Annotated in this window: 25 protein-coding genes and 3 pseudogenes; 12 read left to right on the forward strand and 16 right to left on the reverse strand. The window is 42.2% G+C overall.

The window, feature by feature from the left end; genetic code table 11:
* Positions 1-23: 23 nt before the first annotated feature.
* Together AC6IZ0_RS08910 and coaD are read right to left on the reverse strand one after the other, a co-directional pair.
* Positions 24-677, reverse strand: a complete 654-nt coding sequence (locus AC6IZ0_RS08910; RefSeq protein ID WP_497725821.1) for a DivIVA domain-containing protein — start codon at positions 675-677, stop codon at positions 24-26.
* Positions 647-1,138, reverse strand: a pseudogene (coaD, locus tag AC6IZ0_RS08915) (pantetheine-phosphate adenylyltransferase); the annotation flags it as partial. The gene AC6IZ0_RS08910 and the pseudogene coaD, both read right to left, overlap by 31 nt.
* 369 nt (positions 1,139-1,507) lie before the next feature.
* Here coaD and AC6IZ0_RS08920 point away from each other — a divergent pair.
* On the forward strand, positions 1,508-2,533 hold the full coding sequence (locus tag AC6IZ0_RS08920; protein WP_497725822.1) for an adenosine deaminase: 1,026 nt from the start codon (positions 1,508-1,510) through the stop codon (positions 2,531-2,533).
* A gap of 58 nt (positions 2,534-2,591) precedes the next feature.
* On the opposite strand, the gene AC6IZ0_RS08925 is transcribed toward AC6IZ0_RS08920, so the two are convergent.
* The gene (locus tag AC6IZ0_RS08925) at positions 2,592-2,927 is read right to left on the reverse strand and encodes a rhodanese-like domain-containing protein (RefSeq protein ID WP_497725823.1); all 336 of its coding nucleotides are present in this window, start codon (positions 2,925-2,927) and stop codon (positions 2,592-2,594) included.
* 150 nt (positions 2,928-3,077) lie between these two features.
* Here AC6IZ0_RS08925 and mutL point away from each other — a divergent pair.
* Positions 3,078-4,740: pseudogene (mutL, locus tag AC6IZ0_RS08930) on the forward strand (DNA mismatch repair endonuclease MutL).
* Between the two features lie 34 nt (positions 4,741-4,774).
* Here the strand turns inward: mutL and AC6IZ0_RS08935 are convergent.
* Together AC6IZ0_RS08935 and AC6IZ0_RS08940 are read right to left on the reverse strand one after the other, a co-directional pair.
* Positions 4,775-5,473: a hypothetical protein gene (locus AC6IZ0_RS08935; RefSeq protein WP_497725824.1), complete on the reverse strand. Its 699-nt coding sequence runs from the start codon at positions 5,471-5,473 to the stop codon at positions 4,775-4,777.
* A gap of 47 nt (positions 5,474-5,520) precedes the next feature.
* Positions 5,521-5,733 carry a hypothetical protein gene (locus tag AC6IZ0_RS08940; protein WP_497725825.1) on the reverse strand — a complete coding sequence of 71 codons (213 nt, stop codon included), beginning with the start codon at positions 5,731-5,733 and terminating at the stop codon, positions 5,521-5,523.
* 18 nt (positions 5,734-5,751) lie between these two features.
* On the opposite strand from AC6IZ0_RS08940, the gene AC6IZ0_RS08945 reads away from it, so the two are divergent.
* The 4 genes from AC6IZ0_RS08945 (at position 5,752) to AC6IZ0_RS08960 (ending at position 10,533) form a co-directional block, all read left to right on the forward strand.
* Positions 5,752-6,504, forward strand: a complete 753-nt coding sequence (locus AC6IZ0_RS08945; protein WP_497725826.1) for a hypothetical protein — start codon at positions 5,752-5,754, stop codon at positions 6,502-6,504.
* Positions 6,505-6,669: 165 nt separating this feature from the next.
* Positions 6,670-7,491 carry a TRAFAC clade GTPase domain-containing protein gene (locus tag AC6IZ0_RS08950; protein WP_497725827.1) on the forward strand — a complete coding sequence of 274 codons (822 nt, stop codon included), beginning with the start codon at positions 6,670-6,672 and terminating at the stop codon, positions 7,489-7,491.
* Positions 7,488-8,390 (forward strand): hypothetical protein, encoded by a 903-nt coding sequence (locus AC6IZ0_RS08955; protein ID WP_497725828.1) that lies wholly within the window; start codon positions 7,488-7,490, stop codon positions 8,388-8,390. The genes AC6IZ0_RS08950 and AC6IZ0_RS08955 overlap by 4 nt, the downstream gene beginning before the upstream one ends.
* A gap of 4 nt (positions 8,391-8,394) precedes the next feature.
* Positions 8,395-10,533, forward strand: a complete 2,139-nt coding sequence (locus AC6IZ0_RS08960) for a hypothetical protein (protein ID WP_497725829.1) — start codon at positions 8,395-8,397, stop codon at positions 10,531-10,533.
* A gap of 705 nt (positions 10,534-11,238) precedes the next feature.
* On the opposite strand, the gene AC6IZ0_RS08965 is transcribed toward AC6IZ0_RS08960, so the two are convergent.
* Positions 11,239-11,367 (reverse strand): hypothetical protein, encoded by a 129-nt coding sequence (locus tag AC6IZ0_RS08965; RefSeq protein WP_497725830.1) that lies wholly within the window; start codon positions 11,365-11,367, stop codon positions 11,239-11,241.
* Positions 11,368-12,393: 1,026 nt separating this feature from the next.
* Here AC6IZ0_RS08965 and AC6IZ0_RS08970 point away from each other — a divergent pair.
* From AC6IZ0_RS08970 to AC6IZ0_RS08980, 3 genes are read left to right on the forward strand one after another with little or no spacing between them, the layout of a single operon-like run.
* Positions 12,394-12,630 carry a hypothetical protein gene (locus AC6IZ0_RS08970; protein WP_497725831.1) on the forward strand — a complete coding sequence of 79 codons (237 nt, stop codon included), beginning with the start codon at positions 12,394-12,396 and terminating at the stop codon, positions 12,628-12,630.
* The gene (locus AC6IZ0_RS08975; protein WP_497725832.1) at positions 12,630-14,582 is read left to right on the forward strand and encodes a hypothetical protein; all 1,953 of its coding nucleotides are present in this window, start codon (positions 12,630-12,632) and stop codon (positions 14,580-14,582) included. Before AC6IZ0_RS08970 ends, AC6IZ0_RS08975 begins: the two co-directional genes overlap by 1 nt.
* Before the next feature lie 47 nt (positions 14,583-14,629).
* Positions 14,630-14,842 carry a hypothetical protein gene (locus AC6IZ0_RS08980; protein ID WP_497725833.1) on the forward strand — a complete coding sequence of 71 codons (213 nt, stop codon included), beginning with the start codon at positions 14,630-14,632 and terminating at the stop codon, positions 14,840-14,842.
* Here AC6IZ0_RS08980 and AC6IZ0_RS08985 read toward each other — a convergent pair.
* Together AC6IZ0_RS08985 and AC6IZ0_RS08990 are read right to left on the reverse strand one after the other, a co-directional pair.
* Positions 14,818-14,976, reverse strand: coding sequence for a hypothetical protein (locus tag AC6IZ0_RS08985; protein WP_497725834.1), 159 nt, complete (start codon positions 14,974-14,976; stop codon positions 14,818-14,820). The two genes, AC6IZ0_RS08980 and AC6IZ0_RS08985, sit on opposite strands and share 25 nt — an antisense overlap.
* A 360-nt stretch (positions 14,977-15,336) precedes the next feature.
* Positions 15,337-15,402, reverse strand: a pseudogene (locus tag AC6IZ0_RS08990) (type I restriction endonuclease subunit R); the annotation flags it as partial.
* Positions 15,403-15,564: 162 nt separating this feature from the next.
* On the opposite strand from AC6IZ0_RS08990, the gene AC6IZ0_RS08995 reads away from it, so the two are divergent.
* Entirely contained in the window at positions 15,565-15,819 is a 255-nt protein-coding gene (locus AC6IZ0_RS08995; RefSeq protein ID WP_271733300.1) for a type II toxin-antitoxin system Phd/YefM family antitoxin, read from the forward strand.
* Complete coding sequence (locus AC6IZ0_RS09000) at positions 15,812-16,072, forward strand: Txe/YoeB family addiction module toxin (protein WP_280801948.1); 261 nt, start codon at positions 15,812-15,814, stop codon at positions 16,070-16,072. The genes AC6IZ0_RS08995 and AC6IZ0_RS09000 overlap by 8 nt, the downstream gene beginning before the upstream one ends.
* 198 nt (positions 16,073-16,270) lie before the next feature.
* On the opposite strand, the gene AC6IZ0_RS09005 is transcribed toward AC6IZ0_RS09000, so the two are convergent.
* The 3 genes from AC6IZ0_RS09005 to AC6IZ0_RS09015 all read right to left on the reverse strand — a co-directional run bounded on the left by AC6IZ0_RS09005 (position 16,271) and on the right by AC6IZ0_RS09015 (position 19,402).
* Positions 16,271-16,528: a hypothetical protein gene (locus AC6IZ0_RS09005; protein WP_497725835.1), complete on the reverse strand. Its 258-nt coding sequence runs from the start codon at positions 16,526-16,528 to the stop codon at positions 16,271-16,273.
* A gap of 318 nt (positions 16,529-16,846) precedes the next feature.
* The gene (locus AC6IZ0_RS09010; RefSeq protein ID WP_271733305.1) at positions 16,847-18,379 is read right to left on the reverse strand and encodes an Eco57I restriction-modification methylase domain-containing protein; all 1,533 of its coding nucleotides are present in this window, start codon (positions 18,377-18,379) and stop codon (positions 16,847-16,849) included.
* A 60-nt stretch (positions 18,380-18,439) separates the two neighbouring features.
* Positions 18,440-19,402 carry a XamI family restriction endonuclease gene (locus tag AC6IZ0_RS09015; RefSeq protein WP_497725836.1) on the reverse strand — a complete coding sequence of 321 codons (963 nt, stop codon included), beginning with the start codon at positions 19,400-19,402 and terminating at the stop codon, positions 18,440-18,442.
* 549 nt (positions 19,403-19,951) lie between these two features.
* Here AC6IZ0_RS09015 and AC6IZ0_RS09020 point away from each other — a divergent pair.
* A complete protein-coding gene (locus tag AC6IZ0_RS09020) occupies positions 19,952-20,095 on the forward strand; it encodes a hypothetical protein (protein WP_497725837.1) in 144 nt (47 codons plus the stop codon).
* Between the two features lie 180 nt (positions 20,096-20,275).
* On the opposite strand, the gene AC6IZ0_RS09025 is transcribed toward AC6IZ0_RS09020, so the two are convergent.
* The 5 genes from AC6IZ0_RS09025 to AC6IZ0_RS09045 all read right to left on the reverse strand — a co-directional run bounded on the left by AC6IZ0_RS09025 (position 20,276) and on the right by AC6IZ0_RS09045 (position 26,282).
* Positions 20,276-21,016, reverse strand: coding sequence for a hypothetical protein (locus AC6IZ0_RS09025; protein ID WP_497725838.1), 741 nt, complete (start codon positions 21,014-21,016; stop codon positions 20,276-20,278).
* Positions 20,952-21,146, reverse strand: a complete 195-nt coding sequence (locus tag AC6IZ0_RS09030) for a hypothetical protein (RefSeq protein ID WP_497725839.1) — start codon at positions 21,144-21,146, stop codon at positions 20,952-20,954. Before AC6IZ0_RS09030 ends, AC6IZ0_RS09025 begins: the two co-directional genes overlap by 65 nt.
* Before the next feature lie 112 nt (positions 21,147-21,258).
* A complete protein-coding gene (locus AC6IZ0_RS09035; protein ID WP_497725840.1) occupies positions 21,259-23,277 on the reverse strand; it encodes a tetratricopeptide repeat protein in 2,019 nt (672 codons plus the stop codon).
* Positions 23,253-24,725 carry a S1 family peptidase gene (locus AC6IZ0_RS09040; protein WP_497725841.1) on the reverse strand — a complete coding sequence of 491 codons (1,473 nt, stop codon included), beginning with the start codon at positions 24,723-24,725 and terminating at the stop codon, positions 23,253-23,255. The genes AC6IZ0_RS09035 and AC6IZ0_RS09040 overlap by 25 nt, the downstream gene beginning before the upstream one ends.
* A 354-nt stretch (positions 24,726-25,079) precedes the next feature.
* Complete coding sequence (locus tag AC6IZ0_RS09045) at positions 25,080-26,282, reverse strand: glycoside hydrolase family 10-like protein (protein ID WP_497725842.1); 1,203 nt, start codon at positions 26,280-26,282, stop codon at positions 25,080-25,082.
* Positions 26,283-26,304 lie beyond the last annotated feature (22 nt).

The following is a 26,304-nucleotide window of genomic DNA, read 5'->3' on the forward strand; positions in this document are numbered from 1 at the left end:
ATGAGCTTGGGTGTTACAGGTCACTAAATTCTACTATTCGTAGGAGGTGTATTACAGCGCAACTGCTGGCGACCATTGACAATAATACCTAACATCTCCTGCAAATCCTTCTCCATATTTTCCAGGACAGTATCAGCGTATTCATCCGCGCCATTTTCGATTTCTTGAGCTTGAGCTATAGCAGTTCGTCGCAACTGCTCCAACTCCTCCTCACAACTGCGGCGCTTTTGGTCAATTTCCGCCAGAGTAGCTTGCATCATCGCCTCGCATTCCTGCTCAACTTGTCTGCGCAACTCCTGGGCTTTTTGTTCGGCTTCCCTGAGGATATCACTTTCAGCTAAAATTTGCCCTCGTTTAGCTTGAGCCGCTTCTATAATTTTTCGTCCATACTCTTGAGCTTCCAGCAGAACCTCTTCCTTTTGTTGCAGCACAAAAGTAGCTTCCTGAAAAATCCCTGGTAAAGACAGGCGAATAAAATCGATTTGCTCAATCAGCTTATCTTCATCAACTATAGTGCGTCCCGTGAAAGGAATACAAAAACCATAGAGAATTAAATCCTCTAAACGATTAAGTTCCTCGATAATATTGACGCTTTCCGTTCCGTTAATATACTCCTCCGGGGGGGGATAACTACCGTTGTCATTCAATTGGTCGTGGGATAGGTGTGATTGTAGCATTTATATATATCCAGGGCAATTTCTTGGGGAACAAGATGATCAACAGATCCGCCAAACCTTGCAATCTCTTTTACCACACTACTACTCAAAAAACTATACTCATTAGATGTTGCCAGAAAAACTGTTTCTATTTGAGTGGAAATAGTTTTATTAGTATGAGCCATTTGCAGCTCCACTTCAAAGTCGGAAATTGCCCGTAAGCCTCGTAGTAAAACCTGTGCGTGTCTTTGTTGGGCATACTTAACAGTCAAACCGTCAAAACCATCCACTTCCACATTAGTCAGATGTTGAGTAGTGCGCCGAATTTGATTTAATCTTTCCTCTACTGTAAACAATGGTACTTTATTCGGATTCCGTAGTACAGCAACAATCACCAGGTCAAACAGCCGACTACCACGCTGAATGATATCAAGGTGACCTAAAGTGATGGGATCAAAGCTGCCAGGATAAATAGCAATCACAAAGTTTTCAATCTACCAAAGCTACTCTATTCACACTCCCCGCTCTAAAGATACGGAGATTCTTGATTCAACGAGTCCACTTAGACTAAATCCCTTTGGGTTTTGAATCTTAGTAGCATACAGTGATTTTACTATAATTCTGCCACAAAGCGAAAAGATGACAGGAAATTTTGAGCAACTGTGAGGGTTTGTAATTCTTAGTTAAGACAACAGTAACTAGCTACTAACCCACTTTTGAGTTTATGCGATCGCCCCAAAGCTGACTAATTAGGGCGATCGCCCTCACAGGTACTAATTCTGGGAGTTAGGCTTTCTTTTTTTGGAGCTTTTGTTACAATTAGTAAAATTCATATTTACAAAAAACCTCTTATGGCCTTATACGCTGAATTACACAGACACCTGGGCGGTTCGGTTGTTCCCCGTGTCTTATGGCGGTACTTTGAGCGCCATAGTCAAGATTCTATTGCTCAGTTTGCTGAATATGGGGAATTTGAAGAATTTTACACCCGTCCCCGGAACACCTTAGATGAATATCTAGAATTACACACCTTAGTAGAAAGCGTGCAAACAGTAGAAACCTTACCCTACTTTATTTATCGCCTACTGCGGGGGGCTTATATCTTTGAGAATTTAGCTTATTTAGAACTGCGCTATACCCCATATTTACGTACACCAGAACACCTCAGCCAAACCGCCAGAATTGATAAAATGGCGGAAATTGTGGAAGTGGTAGGAAAAGCCAGCCATTTACCAGAGTATCCCATTGTCACTAGCCAAATCCTCTGTATGCACACCCGCTTACCCTATGAGGTCAATCAGGCAATTGTTGACCTAGCAGTGCAAAATAAACAATATGTTTGTGCTATCGATGTCGCTGGGGGCGATCGCTACTATCATGAACGCATGGCAGAATGGGTAAGCTTATATGATTATGGGCGATCGCAGGGCTTAAACACCACCGGACACCTCTATGAAACTAGAGACGGTTGTCACCCCGAACTACTACCCTACCTCATGCGCATAGGTCACGGTATCCAAATTCCCCTATTATTTCCCGAACTATTAAAGGATATAGCTCAACGGGGACAGTGTTTAGAAGTATGTCCCACAACTTACCTCAAAACCGGCACATTAGAAGATATACGTCAACTCAAATTAGTTTTTGACCGTTGTTTTGCAGCGGGGGTAGATATCGCCATCTGTACCGATAACGCCGGGTTACATAATATGCGCTTACCCTTTGAGTATGAAAACTTGCTAACATATGATATAATCAACTTTAAGCAATTGCAAGCCTGTCAAAATACCGCTTTTCGCCATGCTTTTGCTTGGCCTTACAATCATCCGCCTACATTGCTACTGGATAAAGTCTTAAAACCGCTAGCCAAGGTTTAAACTAACAGAGAAACGAGGAAATACGCAGAGACTTAGACAAATATCAAAATACTCAATCTTAAGCAGCTATCCCCTCTGTAGCGCCCCCTACGGTTCTCCAAGCTGACAAACCGCCATGAATATGAATCACATTAGTAAACCCAGCTGCGCGCAATAATTGTACTGCATAGCCAGCCTGGGTATCTTCATTGCCATAGATATAAATATGGCGATCTTTGTGAAGTGTAGATGTAGCTCGTTCTACCAGATCGTTTAGGGGAATGGCGATCGCACCGGTGATGCGACTTTGATTGTAACTGTGGCGATCGCGCACATCTATGATGGTAAACCCTGGTTGTCCCCATTGCAAACGAAACTTCAGATCATGAACCTCACTCGTTAAGTCACTGTTCATAAGCATTTCTCGCTGTCTTGTCTCACCAGCAATCTATCAGGAATATTGAGAAAACCTGAGTTTCTTTACAAAGAATCAAAAATTCTGTAGAAATGTCAATAAAAATGCCTACTCTATACAGTGGTCGCCTCTTGCCCTAAACTGTAACTCATGGCATCTACTATTCAAACCCTATCCACAGAAATTGTATCTCTCATTACCGCCGGAGAAGTGATCGACTCCCTGGCCGCCGTAGTGCGGGAATTAGTCGAAAATTCCCTAGACGCAGGGGCAACAAGGATTATAATTTCCCTATGGCCACAACAGTGGCGGGTACAGGTGGCAGATAACGGTTGCGGAATGGACGCAGATAATTTGCAACAAGCCGCCCTAGCACACAGTACCAGTAAAATTCGCTCTGCTGACGATTTATGGAAAATCAACAGTTTAGGGTTTAGGGGTGAAGCCTTACACAGTTTAACCACCCTAGCAGATTTAGAAATTCTCAGCCGTCCACCAGGAGCAAATGTCGGCTGGCCGGGTTGTTTATGGTCATGGTGGCCAACCTGTGGAATTTGCCGCCACGGCCATCGCCCCTGGTACAGTAGTCACAGTGTCTGACCTGTTCGGTAATTGTACCCTGCGCCGCCAGGGTTTACCCACATCCGCCCAGCAAACCAGAGGGGTACAACTAGCAATTCAACAAATCGCCCTGTGTCATCCCCGTGTCACTTGGCAAGTTTGGCAAAATGACCGCCAATGGTTTACTATTTCTGCAGCCGCCACTACAGGACAACTATTACCGCAAATTGTCCCCCAGCTGCAATATAGTGACCTCCAAGAATTTAACCTACAATTACCCAACCCCCCCAACTGTACATTAGCTTTAGTCGTAGGTTTACCAGACAGATGTCACCGCCGTCGTCCTGATTGGGTGCGGGTGGGAATTAACGGGCGTATGGTCAAATCTCCAGAGTTAGAGCAAAGCATTTTATCCGCATTTCACAGGACATTACCACGCGATCGCTATCCTGTTTGTTTATTAAATCTTACTGTTCCCCCAGAGCAAGTTAACTGGAATCGTCACCCTGCTAAACATCAAATATACTTGCATGAAATGGGTTATTGGCAACAACAAATTACCCAGGGAATTAACCAAGCCCTGCGCATCAGTTCCGCCCAGATGCCAGAGTCTTTTCATCATACACGGGTCAGTCAATTAGTCAAAGCAGCGGAAAGTAAAGGGGGTTATAAAACTAACCCCCAAACTACCCATTTACACCATTGTACACCAATACCTTTAAAAGCGATCGCCCAACTTAACAATACTTATATTGTGGTAGAACATCCCCAAGGTATGTGGTTAGTAGAACAACACATTGCCCATGAGCGAGTATTGTATGAGCAAATTTGCGATCGCTGGGAACTAGTTCCCATTGAACCCGCCATCATTATGTATCAACTTTCCCCCGCTCAAGTATCACAACTGCAAACCATTGGTTTAGATATAGACCCCTTTGGTGAACAACTTTGGGCAATTCGCAGCATACCCGCACTGTTACAACAGCGTCAAGACTGTGCAGAAGCAATTTTAGAATTAAGTTGGGGCGGTGACCTGAAAACAGCCCAAGTAGCGATCGCCTGTCGTACTGCGATTCGCAATGGTACACCCATGAGTTTAGAACAAATGCAAGCATTACTAGACCAATGGCAACAAACCCGTAACCCCCGCACCTGTCCCCACGGTGACCCCATTTATTTATCTTTAGATGAACCTGCTTTAGCTCGGTTTTTCCGGCGTAGTTGGGTAATTGGCAAAAGTCACGGGATTTAAGAGATTTAAAAGGGATTTAATCTTATTTAACTATCTATCTATCAACCTGCTTATTAATATCTTGGGTGGTTAATTCCGTCTTGGTTCCTCGCAGCACCAGATCACCATTCACAAACTCAATACTGTCCACATTCAACCCCACATCAGACATAGCTAAGTTGAGTTGCTGATTAATTTCTGACTTACTCAGCCCTGTTACCTTAGTAATATCTGCCAAAGACAGGCTCACACTTCCCAAACTTAATTGCGTATTATCACTTAAATATATCCGTCCATCTTGGACTATTGGACTACTAGTAACACCTATATACAAAGGGCGATCGCCCGCCATGGGTAATACCTGCTGCACCATCCGCCGCGCCCGATCTGGTAACTGGGATGGTTGAACTACCACCCCTCCTGTCACCTGATTTTCTTGAATACTGGCTTTAAGACCTTTTGTAGCCTGTAATACTTGCGATGTTTTGGGGTTTTTGGCTAGTTTTTGACTCATTAACACAGTTAATTCTGTTTCATTCAAGGGAATATCCACCCGGTTATTTTCCCCTTCCCATTGAGTCAGTTTCACTTCCAGCACATTCTGGTCATCCCGATTCAGATTAACCGACTCACCACTGCCGTGAGTATACCAGCTAGGCAGGGACGTGATTTGCTTCCACCCGTAGGCTATCCCCGTAACTACTATACCGTTGATGAGGAGAAATAGTAAAATTGAATTTTCTTTCTTATCCATAGTTTGGTTTCCTGATAAGTAAATTACTTATACATCCCCCAATCACCTTAACAGTCTATGCAAAGGTTTTGTTTACACAAAAGTACGGTTGTGAGGAAGAAAGTAATATTGTGTCCCAGTCCTGTAGCCTTCCTCAGGGGAGGGTGAGGAAGGGTAAAACCCATAACCGCAAACAAACAATGAAGACATTCCCAGGGATCTGCTTGTAGCAGCACTGGGGCGATCGCAACTATTACCAGATAGTATACACTTATTTTCATCAGTATAAGGCCATAAATGTGGGAGTAGTATATATAGGCGATCGCGCTGCGGGTAAAACACATTTAGCTTTGGAGTTATCTAACCCCAAAACTGAATATGTCAAAGTCACCAGTCAGGACTATCAAACTTTGCAAGGGATGTTAATGGATGAACAAGGAGGAACCAGACCCACAGACCTACAGCAAACCATATACAACCGCCCCTTAGATGTGGAAGTCAGGTTACCTACTGGTAATAAATCAGTATCAGTAGACTGGATAGATACGCCTGGAGAGGTATGGCGAAAAAGCTGGCAATGTGATAATCAAATGGAATGGCAGAAAATTTTAGACACAATCAGTGAAAGTGAGGGAATTTTCCTGATTCTGCCACCACATCGGGGGATGACCTTCAACATGGGAGTAAATCCAGATGAATTTATGACTCAAGAGCAGTGGTGTAACCGCTTTGACCGCTGGGTAGACTTTTTTCGCTATGAATGTCCTAAACTCAGACATTTAGTGATTTGCTTAAATAAGGCTGACCTGTTTTGTAATTTGCCACAGGAGGCTAAACAACTCAAATACAGCCCCAATGGAACACAAATGAATTGGCAACAACGCCATATGCACGTTGTCCAGCGCTATTTCCGACCTATTCAAACCCAACTCCAGCAGATTAATCAAAGTTTAAACCGGGTATCAGTCCGTTGCTTTATTACCTCCATCCATAATCGGTCAGTCTTAGAACTACCGTGGATTTATATAGGTAGTTTTTTAGCTAAATCATAGTGAGGAAAGGGAACAGGGAACACCGGAACGGGGAACACCGGAACAGGGAACACCGGAACAGGGAACACCGGAACAGGGAACAGAAATTGTTCATGAATCATTTATGGTATTATTTCTTGGTTTTGTTCACAAATTAAATACGAGTCCTATAGCACAAATATTAATATGGGAAACATTCGGGTAATTGGCCCTAGAGGGTCAGGAAAAACCACTTATTTAGCCGCCTTAGCTTACCAACCATTTAAGTTCAGCAAAGAATATCAAAACTTGAAAGTGCAAGCGGTCAATGACGACACCAGAAACTTAGCAGATAAAGCCGAAAATATCATTAGTCAAGGCGCATCCGTTGAGCCTACAAGTTCTCAAGTCAACACTATCTATGATTTACCTTCCTACTCCTTTAATATAGAAATTAAACGCCGGTTTCAGAAACAACAAGAACAGATAAATTTAGTCGCCAGGGACTACCCCGGAGAAATATTTGAGGATTTAGAGTTTGGCTCATCCAACCCTTTACATCAAGAATTTATTGAGGAATGTTTGACCCCCGATGTCAACGGTTGTTTAATCTTACTCACCCATTGGCAATCGGGAACCGATAGTTCTTACAGTCGCATCATACAACGGTTTCTGGAATTAATGGATAAACACGAACGGACTAGTAATTTACGGTTAGCAGTAGCCATGAGTAAATGTGAACGGGGGGAATTATGGCCCGGTCGTCTTGACCCCGAAACTGATTTATTTAAGGTGCATTTACCCAGAACCACGCACATATTACAACAGAATATCCCCGCCCAGAATCTCGGCTTTTATGCCATATCTACCTTTGGAGTACTAGGACGCAAAGACCCCCGACCCAATCGCACCCTAGAATGGGGAACCGAGGGTAAACTGGCTGTTTTAAGAGATGCTGAAAAATGGCGACCTTATAATCTAGTCGTCCCCTCTCTATTGGTTAAGTACAGGGAGGAAATTAGGAAATGATGCGTAATTGGTTTGCTAAAGCTAACTCAGAACCCCAACAAAGTAACGCCGTGATTCGGGTGATAGGCGATCGCGGTTCCGGTAAAACCGGCTATATGGCATCATTAGCAAGATGGCCTAATGCAGACCCCAGCAGTCCCGTACAAGTCGTCACCGCCATTGGGGAGTCAGGGGAAGAACTGATCAATCAAGCGCAGAACATACTCGAACAGGGGTTAGAACTAGAAGCTACGGATTTAAAAGCTGATGCAACAGAGCTACTAGACTACACCCTAAGTATTACCCTCAAAAAGCAATTTTCCCGCCGTAACCCCCCAATTAGCGGTTCTAACCTAGTAACTCTCAACATCAGTTGTAAAGACTATTCGGGAGAGTTTTTTAGTGACCTGCTTCAGCGCAGCGGTGACCCCCTACTAGCACAGTATTTAGAAGACTGTTCCCAAGCTACGGGGATTATCTTTTTAGTCGATGGTAATAGCCGGGCTAAAGATAGTGAATACGCCAACGGCTTAGATAAATTTTTAACCTGCCTAGACCGCACAGATATCAACGCAACTACCCGCAGAATAGCCCTAGTTTTAAACAAGTGTGAACAGTCGGAACTGTGGGTAAACCGCCATAAACCAGGATTTTTAGCCCAAGCCCGGTTTCCCCAAACCTGCCGCAAATTAACAGCCTGGCAACAAATAGGAGGGGGTAAAGTAGACTACTTCACCGCTTCCGCCTTTGGGATGTTGGGGAGTAAATACCCCGAACCTAATGTACAAGTTTTAAAACGTGGTCGGGATGGGGTAACCGCAGTCATTAAAAATCCCAAACTGTGGCGACCCTTTGGTTTAGTGGCTCCCATTTATTGGTTGTGTACAGGTGACAGACATCAAGAATTAGATAAAGGGTAAAATCATGATTCCAATTCACGAATTTAGCACCGGAATTAAAGTAGAAAGAACCCCTAACGGTGGTTGGGTATCCCTAGGATTTCTGGGTAAATATATCAACTCCACCCTAGAACCCATCCCCTACCCTGTAGAGCGTTCCATTGCTAACCAAGAATTTGCCCTCACCGAAGGAGCTTCTACAGACCAACCCGCCATTATTGGGCGAGTAGTGGGGACTGGGGAGGACTCCTGGGCGGTGATAGCTGTAGTTACACGAGCTAGGGATGAAAAACGGCGCAGTTTATCTGTATATCGTTATTTTTTGACTCCCGGAGCCAATAACCTGCGCTATCTCTTAGCTTGGTGGGAAGGTCAGGGAAGACCGACATTTAACCCCTTGGATAGTAAAAATATAGGGCAATGTGCCTATTTTGACCCAGCTTCGGCTCCTTCACCCGACCATGACCCCACAGCCAACCATATAGAACTAGTACCTACAAAACCCACATTACTAGAACCACAGCAGTATAACTTAACAACCATCCACACCCTAGCTATTAAGAAACATAATCTGGATTCCACCCAACCCATTTCCTGGGCTTTTAACGTAGAAGCAGTGGAAAAACCCCGCAGCTTTCAGATGATCCAACCCGCTTCCCTCAAGGCCTATGAGACCTTAGAAAGAGAGATTAGTAAACCACCCCGATCATTACCAGCAGTATTTATAGATGAAGCGGCGCTCAAGTCAGCCATTGGAGTTTTAATGAACCAAGTTAAAGCCGATGCTGTGCAAGTTATTGTCAAAGAACTTGATAATAAACAAATTACCCCTCAATATTGGAAGGCTTTATTTGATACTCAAGGCGCAAACACCGCCATTGCTCAAAAAATTTACAGCCCTCTTTTCGTCCGACTCATCACCCTGCGCGCCATAGTCATCCCAGAGACTTTACCAGAGTTTTTACAGTGGTTAAATATCAAGTCGGGTAAACAACCCAGTGAGGCTGAAAGTATTTCTTTGCAGTTTCAAGGTGCTATCCGTGAGTATTTCCCCAAGGAGAAATTAGGCGCGGGAATTAAATTACTCATTCCGAAGTTACTTAAAGAGGAAATTTCCCCAGAGTCCATACAGTGGTTATTTATTAAAGATAGGGCGTGGGCTATTTGTCGTAGTCAGTTTCTTCATGATGTTGTCAATGATTTACAATTAATTAGGCAAAAATCAAATTTTGATGAATCAGAATCTGAGGGTTTAAATTTTCCCCAGGAGATGTGGCAAGAGTTAATTAGTTCTTTACATTCTGATTCAGACTCTTACTACATAGTACCTACTTACAAACCTCTGGCAAAATTATTTGAGTTACTGAGAGAATATGAATTATCTGCCTACTTTTATCAGGTAAGTGTCGGTCAGGTTCCTGTTAACGTCTTTTCAGAAGTTAAGAAAAACCATCCCGATAAAAAAATAAGTTTATTGGGGATAAAAATTGATAAGAAAAAAAATATTCTTGAAAAATCAGTAGATTCAGCTACTAAGATAAATGGTTTGATAAGCGATCCTCTTCCACTTTTGATATTTTGTTTTTTAATCTTGATCCTGTTGGGTTTTACATTATATAGATTCTATCCTTTTGCAAAAATGACATTTTTACAACCTCAGAACAATAATACACAAAAAACAACAGATGCTAAGTTAAATAATAGTAATCCTACAACACAAGCAAATAACCCGGTTACTACAGAAGAAAAAACTAACCCGGTTGCTAACACAACACCACCAACACCTGACGAGTCAAATAATAGTAATACTCTACCATCAGATATTAAAGAAGAAGCGCTTAAAGATGCCAACTTTAATAAGAGAACTAAGGAGGCGTTAGATAATCTTATGAAAGAACTAAACATATCTGACGATCAGGAAAAAAGCCAGGTATTACAGGAGGCTCTTAAGTTACCCAAAGATTGGAATTTCTCAGATATAACCTCTCAAGATGATAACAAAATAAACGCAACTAAAACCCAATTAGTCGAAGCTATATATAAGTATCAAACAAGTCAAAAACTAACAGCCGATGGCATTATAGATGATGGGCAACCAACATATAACGGATTAAAACCGGAAATACAAGAACAATTAAGGAAAAATCCACCCAGCGGCCAATGATTCCAATTCACGAATTTAGCACCGGTATTAAAGTAGAAAGAACCCCTAACGGTGGTTGGGTATCCCTTGTACTGTTCCCTTCGACTACGCTGATGGGAACGGATTGATGTTGGTGGTTGAGCGAAGTCGAAACCGCGATCCTCCCCCTGATGTTCCCTTCGACTACGCTGATGGGAACGGAGATCGCCCAGCACCACACCTTAACCTTAATATCATAAATCTTGTGGGGTGGGCATCTTGCCCGCCCTTCCACTCAGATAAAATGGGCTGTATATTTACATTCTGGTCAAGTTATTAATGCGGTTGTGTATTATAGGAGCATTGATTTAGGTGGACGTTATCCCTGGTTGATCTGCTTCTTGCAGCGATCGCATTCGGTCAGGACGATCAAATACATAATCTTCTAGTCAGATTTATCTGACTTTAGCTTTGAGACGGGGGTTTCTAACCCCCGGTTCCCCGTGTAGCATCAAACGGAATTTTTAATCCCTGGTTGATCTGCTTCTTGCAGCGATCGCATTCGGTCAGGACGATCAAATACATAATCTTCTAGTCAGATTTATCTGACTTTAGCTTTGAGACGGGGGTTTCTAACCCCCGGTTCCCCGTGTAGCATCAAACGGAATTTTTAATCCCTGGTTGATCTGCTTCTTGCAGCGATCGCATTCGGTCAGGACGATCAAATACATAATCTTCTAGTCAGATTTATCTGACTTTAGCTTTGAGACGGGGGTTTCTAACCCCCGGTTCCCGTGTAGCATCAAACGGAATTTTTAATCCCTGGTTGATCTGCTTCTTGCAGCGATCGCATTCGGTCAGGACGATCAAATACATAATCTTCTAGTCAGATTTATCTGACTTTAGCTTTGAGACGGGGGTTTCTAACCCCCGGTTCCCCGTGTAGCATCAAACGGAATTTTTAATCCCTGGTTGATCTGCTTCTTGCAGCGATCGCATTCGGTCAGGACGATCAAATACATAATCTTCTAGTCAGATTTATCTGACTTTAGCTTTGAGACGGGGGTTTCTAACCCCCGGTTCCCCGTGTAGCATCAAACGGAATTTTTAATCCCTGGTTGATCTGCTTCTTGCAGCGATCGCATTCGGTCAGGACGATCAAATACATAATCTTCTAGTCAGATTTATCTGACTTTAGCTTTGAGACGGGGGTTTCTAACCCCCGGTTCCCCGTGTAGCATCAAACGGAATTTTTAATCCCTGGTTGATCTGCTTCTTGCAGCGATCGCATTCGGTCAGGACGATCAAATACATAATCTTCTAGTCAGATTTATCTGACTTTAGCTTTGAGACGGGGGTTTCTAACCCCCGGTTCCCCGTGTAGCATCAAACGGAATTTTTAATCCCTGGTTGATCTGCTTCTTGCAGCGATCGCCTAACCAATTTATATCCTGGACTTCTTTAAGAAATTCTGGGATCTGGAGTGACTCGAAAAGCAATTTAGAAAAGAGCAGGCAAGATGCCCACCCCACAAGATTTATAATCTTAATATTATTCCACTTAAAAAAGGGCAGGCAAGATGCCCACCCCACAAGATTTATAATCTTAATATTATTCCACTTAAAAAAGGGCAGGCAAGATGCCCACCCCACAAGATTTATAATCTTAATATTATTCCACTTAAAAAAGGGCAGGCAAGATGCCCACCCCACAAGATTTATAATCTTAATATTATTCCACTTAGAAAAGAGCAGGCAGGATGCCCACCCCACAAGATTTATAATCTTAATATTATTCCACTTAGAAAAGAGCAGGCAGGATGCCCACCCCACAAGATTTATAATCTTAATGTGTGTACTTTATTTACTTTAAAAATGTTGGAAATACAAATACATAATAACCATGATTCCAATTCACGAATTTAGCACCGGTATTAAAGTAGAAAGAACCCCTAACGGTGGTTGGGTATCCCTAGGATTTACCGCTAAACATATGAACCGCACCCTAGACCCCATCCCCCTGGTTATCGTGCGTTCCATTGCTAACCTAGAATTATTTACCCTCACCGAAGGAGCTTCTACAGACCAACCCGCCATCATTGGGCGGGTAGTGGGGACAGGGAGGACTCCTGGGCGGTGATGGCTGTAGTTACACGAGCTAAGGATGAAAAAGGGTGCAGTTTATATGTATATCGTTACTTCTTCACCCCCGGAGCCAATAACCTGCGCCATGTCCTAGCTTGGTGGGAAAGTCAGGGAAAACCCACATTTAACCCCTTTGATGGTAAAAATATAGGAGAATGTGCCTATTTTGACCCAGCCTCGGCTCCTTCATCTGACTATGACCCCACAGCCAACTATATAGAATTAGTACCTACAAAACCCACATTATTACAACCACAGCAGTATAACTTAACAACTGTTAATACCCTAGCCATTAAGAAACATAATCTAGATAAAACCCAGCCCATTTCCTGGGCTTTTAACGTAGAAGCACTAAACAAACCCCACAGCTTTCAGATTATCCAACCCGCTTTTTTAAGAGCTTATGAGAATTTAAAAAGGGAGATTAGTAAACTACCCCCGTCACCTACAGACCCAAGCGCTGATGACATAGCACCAAAAAAGACTCTTGATAAAGCATCGACTAAAAAAGCCATTAAAGCCGCACTACAAAGCTTAATCAATTTCTCACAAGTCAAACCCCCATCTGTAGAGACGATTATTGACACCTTAGAAAATCACCAACTGACTTTAGAAGAATGGTACAGCTTATTTGATGCTCAAGGTGCAACCACCGCCATCACTCAAAAAATTTATAGCCCTCCCTTAGTCCGACTCATCACCCTGCGCGCCATAGTCATCCCAGAGACTTTACCAGAGTTTCTCAAATGGTTAAATATCAAATCAGGTAAACAACCCAGTGAGGCTGAAAGTACCTCTTTACAGTTTCAAGGTGCTATCCGTCAGTATTTCCCCAAAGACAAATTAACAGCGGGAATTAAATTACTTATTCCGCAGTTACTCAAAGAGGAAATTTCCCCAGAGTCCATACAGTGGTTATTTATTAAAGATAGGGTATGGGATATTTGTCGTAGTCAGTTTCTTCATGATGTTGTCAATGATTTAGAATTAATTAGGCAAAAATCAAATTTTGAGCAATCAAAATGTCAGGGTTTAAATTTTCCCCAGGAGATGTGGCAAGAGTTAATTAGTTCTTTACATTCTAATTCAGACTCTTACTACATAGTACCTACTTACAAACCTCTGGCAAAATTATTTGAGCTACTGAGAGAATATGAATTATCTGCCTACTTTTATCAGGTAAGTGTCGGTCAGGTTCCTGTTAACGTCTTTTCAGAAGTTAAGAAAAACCATCCCGATAAAAAAATAAGTTTATTGGGGATAAAAATTGATAAGAAAAAAAATATTCTTGAAAAATCAGTAGATTCAGCTACTAAGATAAATGGTTTGATAAGCGATCCTCTTCCACTTTTGATATTTTGTTTTTTCATCTTGATCCTGTTGGGTTTTACATTATATAGATTCTATCCTTTTGCAAAAATGACATTTTTACAACCTCAGAACAATAATACACAAAAAACAACAGATGCTAAGTTAAATAATAGTAATCCTACAACACAAACAAATAACCCGGTTACTACAGAACAAAAAACTAACCCAGTTGCTAACACAACACCACCAACACCTGACGAGTCAAATAATATTAATACTCTACCACAAAATATTAAAGAAGAAGCGCTTAAAGATGCAAACTTTAATAATAGAACTAAGAAGGCGTTAGATAATCTTATGAAAGAACTAAAAATATCTGACAATCAGCAAAAAAGCCGGGTATTACAACAGGCTCTTGACTTACCCTCAGATTGGAATTTCTCAGATATAACCTCTCAAGATGATAACAAAAGAATAGCAACTAAAATTCAATTAGTCGAAGCTATATATAAGTATCAACAACCAATTGAAAGAATAAAACCCGATGGCATTATAGATAATGGGGGCGCAATATATAACCGATTAAAACCGGAAATACAAGAACAATTAAGGAAAAATCCACCCTACGGCCAATGATTCCAATTTATGAATTTAAAAACATATTAAAGGAGGTTAATAATTGAATGCAAACTCTTAGCTGGCAAGATTTAGAAAATATTAAAACCCCCGAATCTATCTCAGATTTATTTGACAAACTTGGTTACAATACCTGCTGTGAACCAGTTGATGCTAAGGATTTAGGACTGTCCTCAACTCGGTGGTTGAGCGAAGTCGAAACCGCGATCGCCCCTGATGTTCCCTTCGACTACGCTCAGGGAACTGATCTCGGTGGTTGAGCGAAGTCGAAACCGCGATCGCCCCTTGTATTGTTCCCTTCGACTACGCTGATGGGAACGGCGATCGCCCAGCACCACACCTTAACCTTAATATCATAAATCTTGTGGGGTGGGCATCTTGCCCGTCCTTCCACTCAGATAAAATGGGCTGTATATTTACATTCTGATTGATTTAGGTGGAGGTTAACAAATAGTGTAATATCTGCTGTATTAAATACTTGCCAAGTTCTGCTCCAACTGTTGTTATTAGGTCTGTTGTTATTAGGTCAACCATTTTTCTATTTTTTTTAACTTTACAAGGTATACAATATCAGTTTTACCTGATTAACCCAGATTGATGGAGGCCAGTTTGTTAACTGTGCCAATCTCGCCAATCTTGCCAGGGTTTGGGATTACAATAGCTGTCTGAGTTTTTCAACTCACTGTAGCTGCAAGATACCGGACTTTTCACATCATCAGATAAGTGGGAGCAAAGGGCGATCGCTGTCATGAAAGTTGGGAAAATCGCGTTTTTTAGCTTCAATAACTGCAAGTTTTTCACCACGATAAACTAATACATATAGCAACCGCCAAGGTGGTTAGGACATAAACAGAAGATAAAACCATTGAAATTCAAGCGTTTCAAGGCTTCCCCCTGCTATATCTCAGCGGTTAGTCTGGGGATTGTACAATTTGCCCAACCCCGCTATACTTGTACAATAAACAGTACAGGTTCTCCCCAAATGAAAATTATCTCTTTTAGCGAGGCCAGAAATAGTCTAAAAACGGTTTTAGACCAGGTGACAGAAGATGCTGACTATACAATTATCACCAGACGGGATGCTGATGATGCGGTGGTGATGTCCCTGGAGTTTTTTAATAGTCTCATGGAGACTGTGTATTTATTGAAGTCTCCGGCAAATGCAGCCCATTTAGAACGTTCCATTACTCAATTTAAACAGGGGAAAGTGCTGCAGCGAGATTTGTTAAATGAATAGAATGTTAGCCTGGACTGATGAGGCTTGGGGTAATTATCTTTACTGGCAAGGGCAAGATAAAAAGACTCTCATAAGAATCAATAAGTTGATTGAGGAGACAATGCGGATGCCTTTTGAGGGTATCGGTAAGCCAGAGCCTCTCAAGGAAAATTTAGCCGGATTTTGGTCACGGCGAATTGATGATACAAATCGTTTAGTTTATGCTGTTGATGATGTCTATGTAACTATTATTTCTTGCCGATATCATTATTAATTTAGCAATAAATTAAGTCATTTTTATAAAGAAAACTCTCATGCTTAATTCTTCTTGATAAAACCCTTAAAGCCTTTTTCAGGCTCATGAAATACACACCTATTCCCTATTCCCTATTCCCTCAAACTAAAAAAAAATGTACCTCACGAGCATGGGAAATGCTATATACAAAAAATACAAATAATACAAAAAATATACTCATAATCCGTTGCTTTCCAAAGGACTGGGTAAAATCAACCCCAATGCGATAGCGAAGCGCTGCTGTAAGCAGATAGCGAAGCGCTGCTGTAAGCAGATAGCGAAGCGCTGCTGTAAGCAGATAGCGAAGCGCTGCTGTAAGCAGATAGCGAAGCGCTGCTGTAAGCAGATAGCGAAGCGCTGCTGTAAGCAGATAGCAAAGCACCACACCTTAATATCATAAATCTTGTGGGTTGGGCATCTTGCCCGCCCTTCCACTCAGATACAATGGACTGTATATTTACATCCTGGTCAAGTTATTAATGCCGTTGTGCAATAGAAACATTGATTTAGGTAGACCTTATCCCTGGTCGATCTGCTTACAGCGATCGCATTCAGTCAGGACGATTAAATACATAATCTTCTAGTCAGATTTATCTGACTTTAGCTTTGAGACGGGGGTTTCTAACCCCCGGTTCCCGTGTAGCATCTTCGCGATCGCAATGTACACAGTAGAGGCTAAACCCTAGGGTGGAACTGTCTAAGAATCTGTTGCAATAGCTTCCAAAGTAGCAATTTTTCTGGTTTTGTTTCACCTTAAAACAATATTGGAATTGAAACAATAGCATTACCCAATTCTTTTGGTTCCAGCTTATATAGTCCACCTCCATACACCCGACCTTCACCCATGAGCATTTGATCAGAAATCCCATTTAAAGCCTGCCATACCTGCTTAAGTAATTCGGAATTTTGTGAAAATGCTTGAGCCAAATCAGGGAGGGGATACAACATCAAGTAAACGTTAGTAGCTGTTGCTTGGGAGTGATTGAGAATAAAGCGGAAGGGTCTACCTCTTTTGGTATCTTGACGACCCATATAGGTACAGAGGAATGGGGAGGGTGGACGATTCTCCTGCGAATACCAGGGAAAACGATGTCTGCACAAATAGCGATCGCTAATTCCATTGTCTACTCCCATCTGCAAATATTGCCACAGCATTGGATAGTTGGCTTGCACCTCAGATATAGGCAATGCACAGTCCAGCAAAAATAGCTGCTGTGTCAAAATGGGATTACCTTTTATATCAGCTTCAATTTCATCAACTAATAAATAACGGGGACTGGGCAGAATAGGTTTTAAGAATTCAATCGGCAGTTGATATGCTATTACCTGTTCTTTTGTAAGCACAAAGAAATTGTTAGCCCCTGTTGCTAAACCACGTTTAATAGTAAATAAATCTTTTAACTGAAGTTGCTTTAAATTAGACTGAGTATTATTTGGGGTAAATCCAATCTTTGTCCATTTGGCTGTTAAGCGGAGCGTCTCTACAGAAACCAACTTGCTTTTGTTGGGTGTTGCTAAACTTTTACCATAGCTAAATTGAATATGATGGTTTGCTGGTGGTACAGTCTTCTTGAACCAAACAACTGCACTGGTAACTAAAGCATCTGCAAACTGGACATTATTTGGATGAAACAAATGAACACGCAACAAGGTAACACTGCTTAACAGATACTCCCTAATTTGTTGTCCATAATTTACGTCCATAAATCCACTAGGAATGAGCCACCCAGCAATACAATTATCCGCCATCCAAGCATCAGCCATGCACAAGAAATAGCAGTAAAGACTAGCTAACTGACTGAGTTTTATTCCTGTGATCTGAAAAGTTTGATTTTGTAATCGCTGCTTTTCAATTCGGCTTAAATGATGATGTCGTACATAAGGAGGATTACAAATGAGTAAGTTAGCTTTTTTATCATCACAGCTAGGTGGTATAGCTTGGGTAAAGTCAGCTAAATGTAATTGTAGTGGTGTGTCGCGCCAAAATGAAATTGCCTCCAAGCCGTAGTGTGAATCAATTTCATAACCTACAGCTTCTTTTACTTGTATGGGTGAAAATAGCTGTAATAATGCGGAATAAAAAGCACCTGTACCAAAAGCGGGGTCAAGAAACCGGATTTGGGAATGTGGTGTTAATAACTCTTTTGCATATTGCACAATGTCGAATGCCAAATCTGTGGGTGTGGCAAATTGTCCCAATTTATTGCGTTCGGCTTGGGTTTTGACTGCATCTAGTTGTAATTGACGGAACACCCGTGCTTGCTCAGTAGTTGTAGTTACATTCATAAAAAACTCGTTTCACGTCAGAGGATGTTTGAAGCGATACAGCTTCAGCCAGAGGGAAAGTCAAACGCCAAATAATGCTAGGTCATCAATGCGATGTTCCCATAACCAGTCAATTCCTTCGGCTGCTTCATAGCCTAAATAGCCGCTGTCAAAATAACCACAAAGAAATAGAACAAAACGGACTGTATTACCGTAGTTGCTCCTGAGTTGAGCAACTTTAATGGCTTCTTCTTTGCGTCGCTTGTTGGGGTTGGTAAAATCTCCAGCTGATTTAGCTTCAATGAGGAGAGGTAAATCGCCAGGAGCAGACTGTCTGGGCATGATCACGGCATCAATGGGGATGTTGACTTGTTTGTTGCCAGACTGCAAACTGACGGGAATGTTGAGCCGAAACACGAAGGTTCCTGGTTGCATGGTTTCAAATCTTAGTCCACTACCTCCCTTGATGTAAGAGTAACCTCGTTCTTCTAACCACTGCCTAATTGTGGCCAGTTGTCTTTGTTCTTGGGTGTTACGAATAATAGGGTCAGCCAAGGCTCCACAAAGACGGTCGGCAACAATGGTTGCTGATCGGTGGATTTGTGTCTCTGTGGGATCTAGCTTTGTTTCTAGCCAAGGGAAGATGTCTTTATCAATTAGCCGTGCTATCACCTGAGCGATTTTTGCCAGTTCGGCATCCAGCATTGTGGTATCCATTTTTGGTGGGATGCGTTGCTTGTCTTCCATGTTTTTGACAAGATTGGGTGACACCCCGGCTAGTCCCATCAGACGGTCACGAGCGATGGGTGGTGCTGTTGTCATCCGCAGTATTGGTAGTACGGATGGATGTTGGCGCAGGACTGTGGGGGTGATGTTGGTTAGATTGGCTGTCCAAGTCAATGCTGATTCAACTTGTTGAGTTGTGACAATGCGAGTTTCAAGGTAAGCCCTAGGAGCAAATTCCATAAACCAACTGTTGTAAAAGTCTACGGACTGGGCAATATCTTGTTTCCACAAGTGGGGTTTATCGGCATTTACTGGCACTACATTACCTCAAGTTGACAAACAGCAAGACTATCAAGATATCTGAAAGTGAACATTTTCGGTAGACTTCATCTCAGTATTCAGCAATGCTCAATCTGATTTAGATTTTCGCCTTGGCGTAAATTCATCAATTAGTAAATCTATATAGTCATCCTATTTGACTTGAGAAATTATCAGTGAGGAAAGGGAACAGGGAACAGAAATTGTTCATGAATCGTTTAGGATTCCTATATTTTCATCTTGTTGCCATTTGACCCAGACAGCCATTATAAAATCTACTAATTCACTTTTGTCAACCTCACTTCCTCCCCCTGATGTTTCCTTCGACTACGCTCAGGGAACGTATTGATGTTGGTGGTTGAGGGAGGTCGAAACCGCGATCGTCCTTGATGTTCCCTTCGACTACGCTGATGGGAACGGCGATCGCCCCCTTGATGTTCCCTTCGACTACGCTTAGGGAACGGCGATCGCCCCTTGATGTTCCCTTCGACTACGCTGGTGGGAACTGATCTCGGTGGTTGAGCGAAGTCGAAACCACGATCGTCCTTGATGTTCCCTTCGACTACGCTGATGGGAACGGCGATTGTCCTTGATGTTCCCTTCGACTACGCTGATGGGAACGGCGATCGCCCCTTGATGTTCCCTTCGACTACGGTGATGGGAACGGCGATCGCCCTTGATGTTGGTGGTTGAGGGAAGTCGAAACCGCTCCAGTTATTAATGCGGTTGTGTATTATAGGAGCATTGATTTAGGTGGACGTTATCCCCGAGTTGATCTGCTTGCAGCGGTAGGGGCTAAAACCTAGGGTGGAACTGTCTAAGAATCTGTTGCAATAGCTTCCAAAGCAGCAATTTTTCTGGTTTTGTTTCACCTTAAAACAATATTGGAATTGAAACAATAGCATTACCCAATTCTTTTGGTTCCAGCTTATATAGTCCACCTCCATACACCCGACCTTCACCCATGAGCATTTGATCAGAAATCCCATTTAAAGCCTGCCATACCTGCTTAAGTAATTCGGAATTTTGTGAAAATGCTTGAGCCAAAACAGGGAGGGGATACAACATCAAGTAAACGTTAGTAGCTGTTGCTTGGGAGTGATTGAGAATAAAGCGGAAGGGTCTACCTCTTTTGGTATCTTGACGACCCATATAGGTACAGAGGAATGGGGAGGGTGGACGATTCTCCTGCGAATACCAGGGAGAACGATGTCTGCACAAATAGCGATCGCTAATTCCATTGTCTACTCCCATCTGCAAATATTGCCACAGCATTGGATAGTTGGCTTGCACCTCAGATATAGGCAATGCACAGTCCAGCAAAAATAGCTGCTGTGTCAAAATGGGATTACCTTTTATATCAGCTTCAATTTCATCAACTAATAAATAACGGGGACTGGGCAGAATAGGTTTTAAGAATTCAATCGGCAGTTGATATGCTATTACCTGTTCTTTTGTAAGCACAAAGAAATTGTTAGCCCCTGTTGCTAAACCACGTTTAATAGTAAATAAATCTTTTAACTGAAGTTGCTTTAAATTAGACTGAGTATTATTTGGGGTAAATCCAATCTTTGTCCATTTGGCTGTTAAGCGGAGCGTCTCTACAGAAACCAACTTGCTTTTGTATTGTGGTATCCATTTTTGGTGGGATGCGTTGCTTTTCTTCCATGTTTTTGACAAGATTGGGTGACACCCCGGCTAGTCCCATCAGACGGTCACGAGCGATGGGTGGTGCTGTTGTCATCCGCATCTTGTTTCCACAAGTGGGGTTTATCAACATTTACTGGCACTACATCACCTCAAGTTGACAAACAGCAAGACTATCAAGATATCTGAAAGTGAACATTTTCCGTAGACTATTCCTTGATTTGGGATAACAGAGTTTTGATTGTGGGGGTAGATAACAACTTCTGAGCATCACTGATAATTTTATCCCCCCAAAGATTCCTTCTCAAAACCTCCACATCAGCAAAGGTTTTGTCTAGGTTTAAAACTGTTGTAGCTAACTCATAGGCTTTTTCTTGTTGTCCTTGGGTATATAAAGCCACAGCTAAGGCTAGTATAGGTTCTGCCACTTTATTGTTAACTTTTATAGCTTCTTCCCATTGTTTAATAGCAGTGGTTTTATCACCCTGTTCATATTTAATCAAACCTATGTTATTAATAGCTGGTAAGTTGTTTTTATCTTTGCTCAGAGCTTGATTGTACTCAGCTAGCGCTGCTGTATAGTTTTGTTGTGAGTGGTAAACAACACCGCGATTGTAGTAAGCTTGAGCTAAATTAGGATTAATCCCAATAGCTTGGTTAAAATCAGCCAATGCTAAATCCCAATTTTTCTGGTTAACGTAAACAACACCCCGCCAAATATAACCTTGAGCTAAATTAGGATTAAATTCAATAACTTGGGTGTAATCAGCCACAGCTAAATCCCATTCTTTCAACTCACGGTAAATATGACTGCGTAACGTGTAAGCCAAAATACGAAAGTTAGCTAAAAGAAAATCAGGAGCAAGTTCAATGGCTTGGGTAAAATCAGCTATAGCTAAATCCCATTCTTTCAACTCACGGTAAAAAAGACCGCGAATGATGTAACCTTGAACATCATTAGGATTAAGTTCAATGCCTTGGTTGAAATCAGCCAGAGCTAAATCCCATTTTTTCAGGTCAAAGTAAACAGTACCGCGATTGATGTAACCTTGAGCTAAATTAGGATTAATCGCAATAGCTTTGTTATAATCAGCCACAGCTAAATCCAATTTTTTCAGGTTATAGTAAACATTACCGCGATTGATGTAACCTTGAGCATCATTAGGATTAAGTTCAATAGCTTTGCTATAATCCGCCACAGCTAAATCCCATTTTTTCAGGTCAAGGTAAACAAAAGCGCGACCAGTGTAACCTTGAGCATCATTAGGACTAAGTTCAATGACTTTGTTATAATCAGCCAAAGCTAAATCCCATTTTTTCAGGTTATAGTAAACAAGACCGCGACCTGTGTAAGTCAGAGAATTATCAGGATTAAGTTCAATAGCTTTGCTATAATCAGCCACAGCTAAATCCCATTTTTTCAGGTTAAGGTAAACAGTACCGCGAATGATGTAAGCATCAGCATAATTAGGATTAATCCCAATAGCTTGGTTAAAATCAGCCAAAGCTAAATCCCATTTTTGCTGGTCAAGGTAAACACGACCGCGATTGTTGTAAAAAGCAGCACGGGGACTGAGTTCAATCGCCTGATTTATCGCCAACTCAGCCTCTGCATACCTCTGTAAATTCAACAACACCCAATACTTCTGATTATACAAATTAGGATTACCAGGCTCCAGCCTAATCGCCTCATTGATAGCACTCAAAGATGACTCCAGCTCCTGTAATTGCCTATAAACTATACTCAGATAATCCCAAGCGGGGACAAATTTAGGGTTAGCCTTTACCGCCAATTCTAACGCTGCTGCTGCTGCTTTGAATTGTTTACTCCCGCCTAAAGCCAAACCCTGACCATAATAAGCCAAATCAATAAAAAACTCTGGTTTTTGGGCGATCGCCCGCTCAAAAGCCTGTACCGCCTCATCATAGCGACGTAACCGCCACAATTGATTCCCCCGTTCAATCCACAATCTAGCATCAGCATCCCCCTGGGGAACTGGAATTGAGAGAATAGTATTTTGAATAGATTCCACATCCTCCAGACTTAACTCCCGTGGTCCTGTATCTTCCACCCCTTGCGGTCGGGTATTCCATCTCGGTGCTAAAGCTAAAAAGGTACTAATGGGAATCCCTAAACTATTACCTATGTGTATGTCACCCCAAGCAATATTCCTCACCCCCTCCGCTTTTCCATGAATCCCAATTACTCGTCCCTGAGTATCCAACACCGACCCCCACTCATCCCACCCAGGGTAATACTGCTGTAAACTAACTCATATCCCCCGTCTACAGCTCCCGCAGCTTGACCCACAGCTTGTAATAATTGCGCTCCCGGATCCTTGTTAGTTTGGGAACTTGACAGAGTAGTTTGGATTAACCCCCTTTCCCTACTCCAAGTTTGTCCTAATGTCAACCGCCAGGGTGAACTTGTCCCCAGTCTCGGATACCCCCCTGTTAACATATATTGATTATCTCGGGTCGGATATTTAGCTAAGGTAGCAACTGCATAACTCCGGTTACTCCTAAACTTAACTACTGCTAAATCCACCCCTTCATTATATTGAATACTACCAGGTTCCACTCGATGTGTTTGACCATCAGCGGTGACAATAGTGTAAGTATAGGGGTGACATTCCCCCATTCCCCCTTTCTTCTCACACACCACATGAGCTGCAGTCAGGACTATGTAACTATTTCCTTCCTGATTAATAATTACACCTGAACCATTATTTTGACTACTACTATCAATCCTGACAGTAATTTGTTTAGCTTTTTCCTCCAATTCCCCTAACCACCCTGTTAATGGTACTTCCGGGACTTGATAACCAGGGATCTCCGTCTGGGGTAGGGGTGGGAGTTGGCGTTGGGGTAAACCATAAGCAGTTAACACCTCTGGTTTCACCGCATCTAACACCCTACTTACAGGGATTCCCCAACTATACCCACGCCATTCCTCAATTTCTGCTGCTGTGGGTTCTTGTCCATCAGCACGGACATAACCTAAATTTAATATAGGGTATTGGCTCATACCATTAACTCCCAGTAAATACCCGTAGACACTGAGAATCGCACCGCCGCTCATCCCCTGCTCAATGTCGCTGTCGTAGCCAATTTCATAACCCTCTTTTAAACTCGGTTGGGAAACAATTTTTCTAACTCTTCCCGATCTAAATACTATATTATTTTCTGTACTGGGGTATCCCCCCGCCATGACTGGGGTATCTATATCAATATCAAAGTTAGCAACTTCTGGTGGTAAGCAATATTGCTGATTTGAGTTAAATTCTAATATAGCTAGGTCTAATTGACCAAGGTTTGCATCAGGAAGCAATTTGACTGGATGAGTTTTACCGTCTAGTGTTTGAATATTCAGGCTTTTGGGGTTAATTCTCCTGACTACATGGGCGTTGGTCATTACTAAGTAAGAGCTACCTGTTTTAGCTTTGGCTAAAATTGTCCCCGATGCTACGTCACGCTCTCCCCTGACTTTAACTGTGATTTGTCTCACAAGCTGTTGTAGTTGTCTTTCGGAATATGCTCCCGTATCTGGGTCTTCTGGTATAAGTTGACATTCATCTGCTATGGGGGGTTTTGAGGTTTTGCTGTGGGTGATTTCCCCAAGGACAGGAAGGGGTAGCAGTAATATACAGCTAATAATGGCGAGGTGACGTTTCATGGGTGCGGGGGTGTAAGTTGAGGGGATGACGGTGTATTTATTATATCTGTTGTTAAACGCAAAGGGGCGCAAAGGTACGCAACATATCCCCGACTTCTGAAACTAAATTATCCCAGACAAACTCTAATAATCTAAGAAATCCGGTATCTTGCACCCCATCCCAGATCCGACTTCTGAAACTAAATTATCCCAGACTACCTCTAATGATCTAAAAAGTCGGGGATCTTAACCACTCCCTTGTCTACGGTTGCCAACCTGTGAGTAAATTACAGCAGTTTTCAAGTAAATAAAATACACACCTTAACATCATAAATCTTGTGGGGTGGGCATCCTGCCCGCCCCTCAATACCTCACTCAGATAAAATGCGCTGTAGGATAGCTGCTTGGCGTGGGGAATATCTTTTTCAAGCCTGTTTGACGCTTGCGTGGCTGTTGTTGGCTGAGATTCCACAGGGTTTCATAAAAGAAAAAGGATACTCCGGCAAACTTGCGATCGCGTACTTTCTCTACTTGTGTTTGAATTTGTTCTATGGGGACGGTTCTATTTTTCAACCCAGATAAAATACCTATACTTACGGGAATATGACTACGGGCGGCTTTCACCTCCGGATATTCTAGTTCTTGGATAAATACATTTAAATCATCCCGATATATCTGCAATACTAGGTCTTCTATCAGTCCCATTCTTTCCCATCTCTGCCAATCTGCCAGATAATATTCGTAGGAGAAACGCTGGGGATTGGGTGCAACCGAAACAATACAGTCTTTTTGATTGGCTTTGATGGCTGTAAATACCCGCTCCATCAAGTCGGTAATTTTATCCGCTCTCCATCTCAACCATTGGGGATTTTTGGGGTCTGGTGGGGGAGCTTGACCATTATGTTCTTGTTTATATAATGTCACTGTATAGGGGTCGTAACCTAATTCCGATGGTAAGCCAAAATGATCGTCAAATTGAATGCCGTCTATGTCGTAGTTTTTGACGATTTCAACTATGAGATTTTGGATAAATTCCTGTACTTCTGGGTGAAAGGGATTTAACCAAACGCGATTATGTATGCCTTCTTTGACGATTTTACTACCATCCTGACGACTGGTGAGCCATTGGGGACGATTTTTTGCTAGGAGCGAATCAGCTGGAGCCATGAAGCCAAATTCAACCCAGGGAATCACTTTTAACCTGTTTTTATGTCCCTCGCTCACAATTTCTTTGAGTATATCTCTTGCTTGTAGTCCCGGTTCGGGATCTAGCGATCGCCCAATGACTTTAGCCGCAACTTGACTAGGATATAATGTATATCCCCAATTCCACACCACCGGGTAAACTGTATTAAAGTTAAATTCATGCAGCCGTTGCAAGGCCTTTTCCAGGCGCTGGCGTTGAAATAGTACGTTACTATCAATATTTGTCAGCCACACGCCTCTTAATTCTACCTTTGGTATGGTTTGACCATAGAGAGGTAGTGATATAATTACAGTGATGATTATACTCAAGGCAAGTATCACCGCCAGTGAGGCTTGCTTTTGAGGCGGAAAAAGTTTGAGTTTTTTATTCATATTCGCTATCCACAGCCTGAAT

The organism is Anabaenopsis sp. NIES-4685, from assembly GCF_059725405.1.

Excerpts from the sequence above, each read along its gene's own strand:
- AC6IZ0_RS08910 (WP_497725821.1), bottom strand. The coding sequence starts at position 677 with ATGCTACAATCACACCTATCCCACGACCAATTGAATGACAACGGTAGT.
- AC6IZ0_RS08920 (WP_497725822.1), top strand. The coding sequence starts at position 1,508 with ATGGCCTTATACGCTGAATTACACAGACACCTGGGCGGTTCGGTTGTT.
- AC6IZ0_RS08925 (WP_497725823.1), bottom strand. The coding sequence starts at position 2,927 with ATGAACAGTGACTTAACGAGTGAGGTTCATGATCTGAAGTTTCGTTTG.
- AC6IZ0_RS08935 (WP_497725824.1), bottom strand. The coding sequence starts at position 5,473 with ATGGATAAGAAAGAAAATTCAATTTTACTATTTCTCCTCATCAACGGT.
- AC6IZ0_RS08940 (WP_497725825.1), bottom strand. The coding sequence starts at position 5,733 with ATGAAAATAAGTGTATACTATCTGGTAATAGTTGCGATCGCCCCAGTG.
- AC6IZ0_RS08950 (WP_497725827.1), top strand. The coding sequence starts at position 6,670 with ATGGGAAACATTCGGGTAATTGGCCCTAGAGGGTCAGGAAAAACCACT.
- AC6IZ0_RS08955 (WP_497725828.1), top strand. The coding sequence starts at position 7,488 with ATGATGCGTAATTGGTTTGCTAAAGCTAACTCAGAACCCCAACAAAGT.
- AC6IZ0_RS08960 (WP_497725829.1), top strand. The coding sequence starts at position 8,395 with ATGATTCCAATTCACGAATTTAGCACCGGAATTAAAGTAGAAAGAACC.
- AC6IZ0_RS08965 (WP_497725830.1), bottom strand. The coding sequence starts at position 11,367 with ATGTATTTGATCGTCCTGACCGAATGCGATCGCTGCAAGAAGCAGATC.
- AC6IZ0_RS08970 (WP_497725831.1), top strand. The coding sequence starts at position 12,394 with ATGATTCCAATTCACGAATTTAGCACCGGTATTAAAGTAGAAAGAACC.
- AC6IZ0_RS08975 (WP_497725832.1), top strand. The coding sequence starts at position 12,630 with ATGGCTGTAGTTACACGAGCTAAGGATGAAAAAGGGTGCAGTTTATAT.
- AC6IZ0_RS08980 (WP_497725833.1), top strand. The coding sequence starts at position 14,630 with ATGCAAACTCTTAGCTGGCAAGATTTAGAAAATATTAAAACCCCCGAA.
- AC6IZ0_RS08995 (WP_271733300.1), top strand. The coding sequence starts at position 15,565 with ATGAAAATTATCTCTTTTAGCGAGGCCAGAAATAGTCTAAAAACGGTT.
- AC6IZ0_RS09000 (WP_280801948.1), top strand. The coding sequence starts at position 15,812 with ATGAATAGAATGTTAGCCTGGACTGATGAGGCTTGGGGTAATTATCTT.
- AC6IZ0_RS09010 (WP_271733305.1), bottom strand. The coding sequence starts at position 18,379 with ATGAATGTAACTACAACTACTGAGCAAGCACGGGTGTTCCGTCAATTA.
- AC6IZ0_RS09020 (WP_497725837.1), top strand. The coding sequence starts at position 19,952 with ATGTTCCCTTCGACTACGCTGATGGGAACGGCGATTGTCCTTGATGTT.
- AC6IZ0_RS09030 (WP_497725839.1), bottom strand. The coding sequence starts at position 21,146 with ATGACAACAGCACCACCCATCGCTCGTGACCGTCTGATGGGACTAGCC.
- AC6IZ0_RS09040 (WP_497725841.1), bottom strand. The coding sequence starts at position 24,725 with ATGAAACGTCACCTCGCCATTATTAGCTGTATATTACTGCTACCCCTT.
- AC6IZ0_RS09045 (WP_497725842.1), bottom strand. The coding sequence starts at position 26,282 with ATGAATAAAAAACTCAAACTTTTTCCGCCTCAAAAGCAAGCCTCACTG.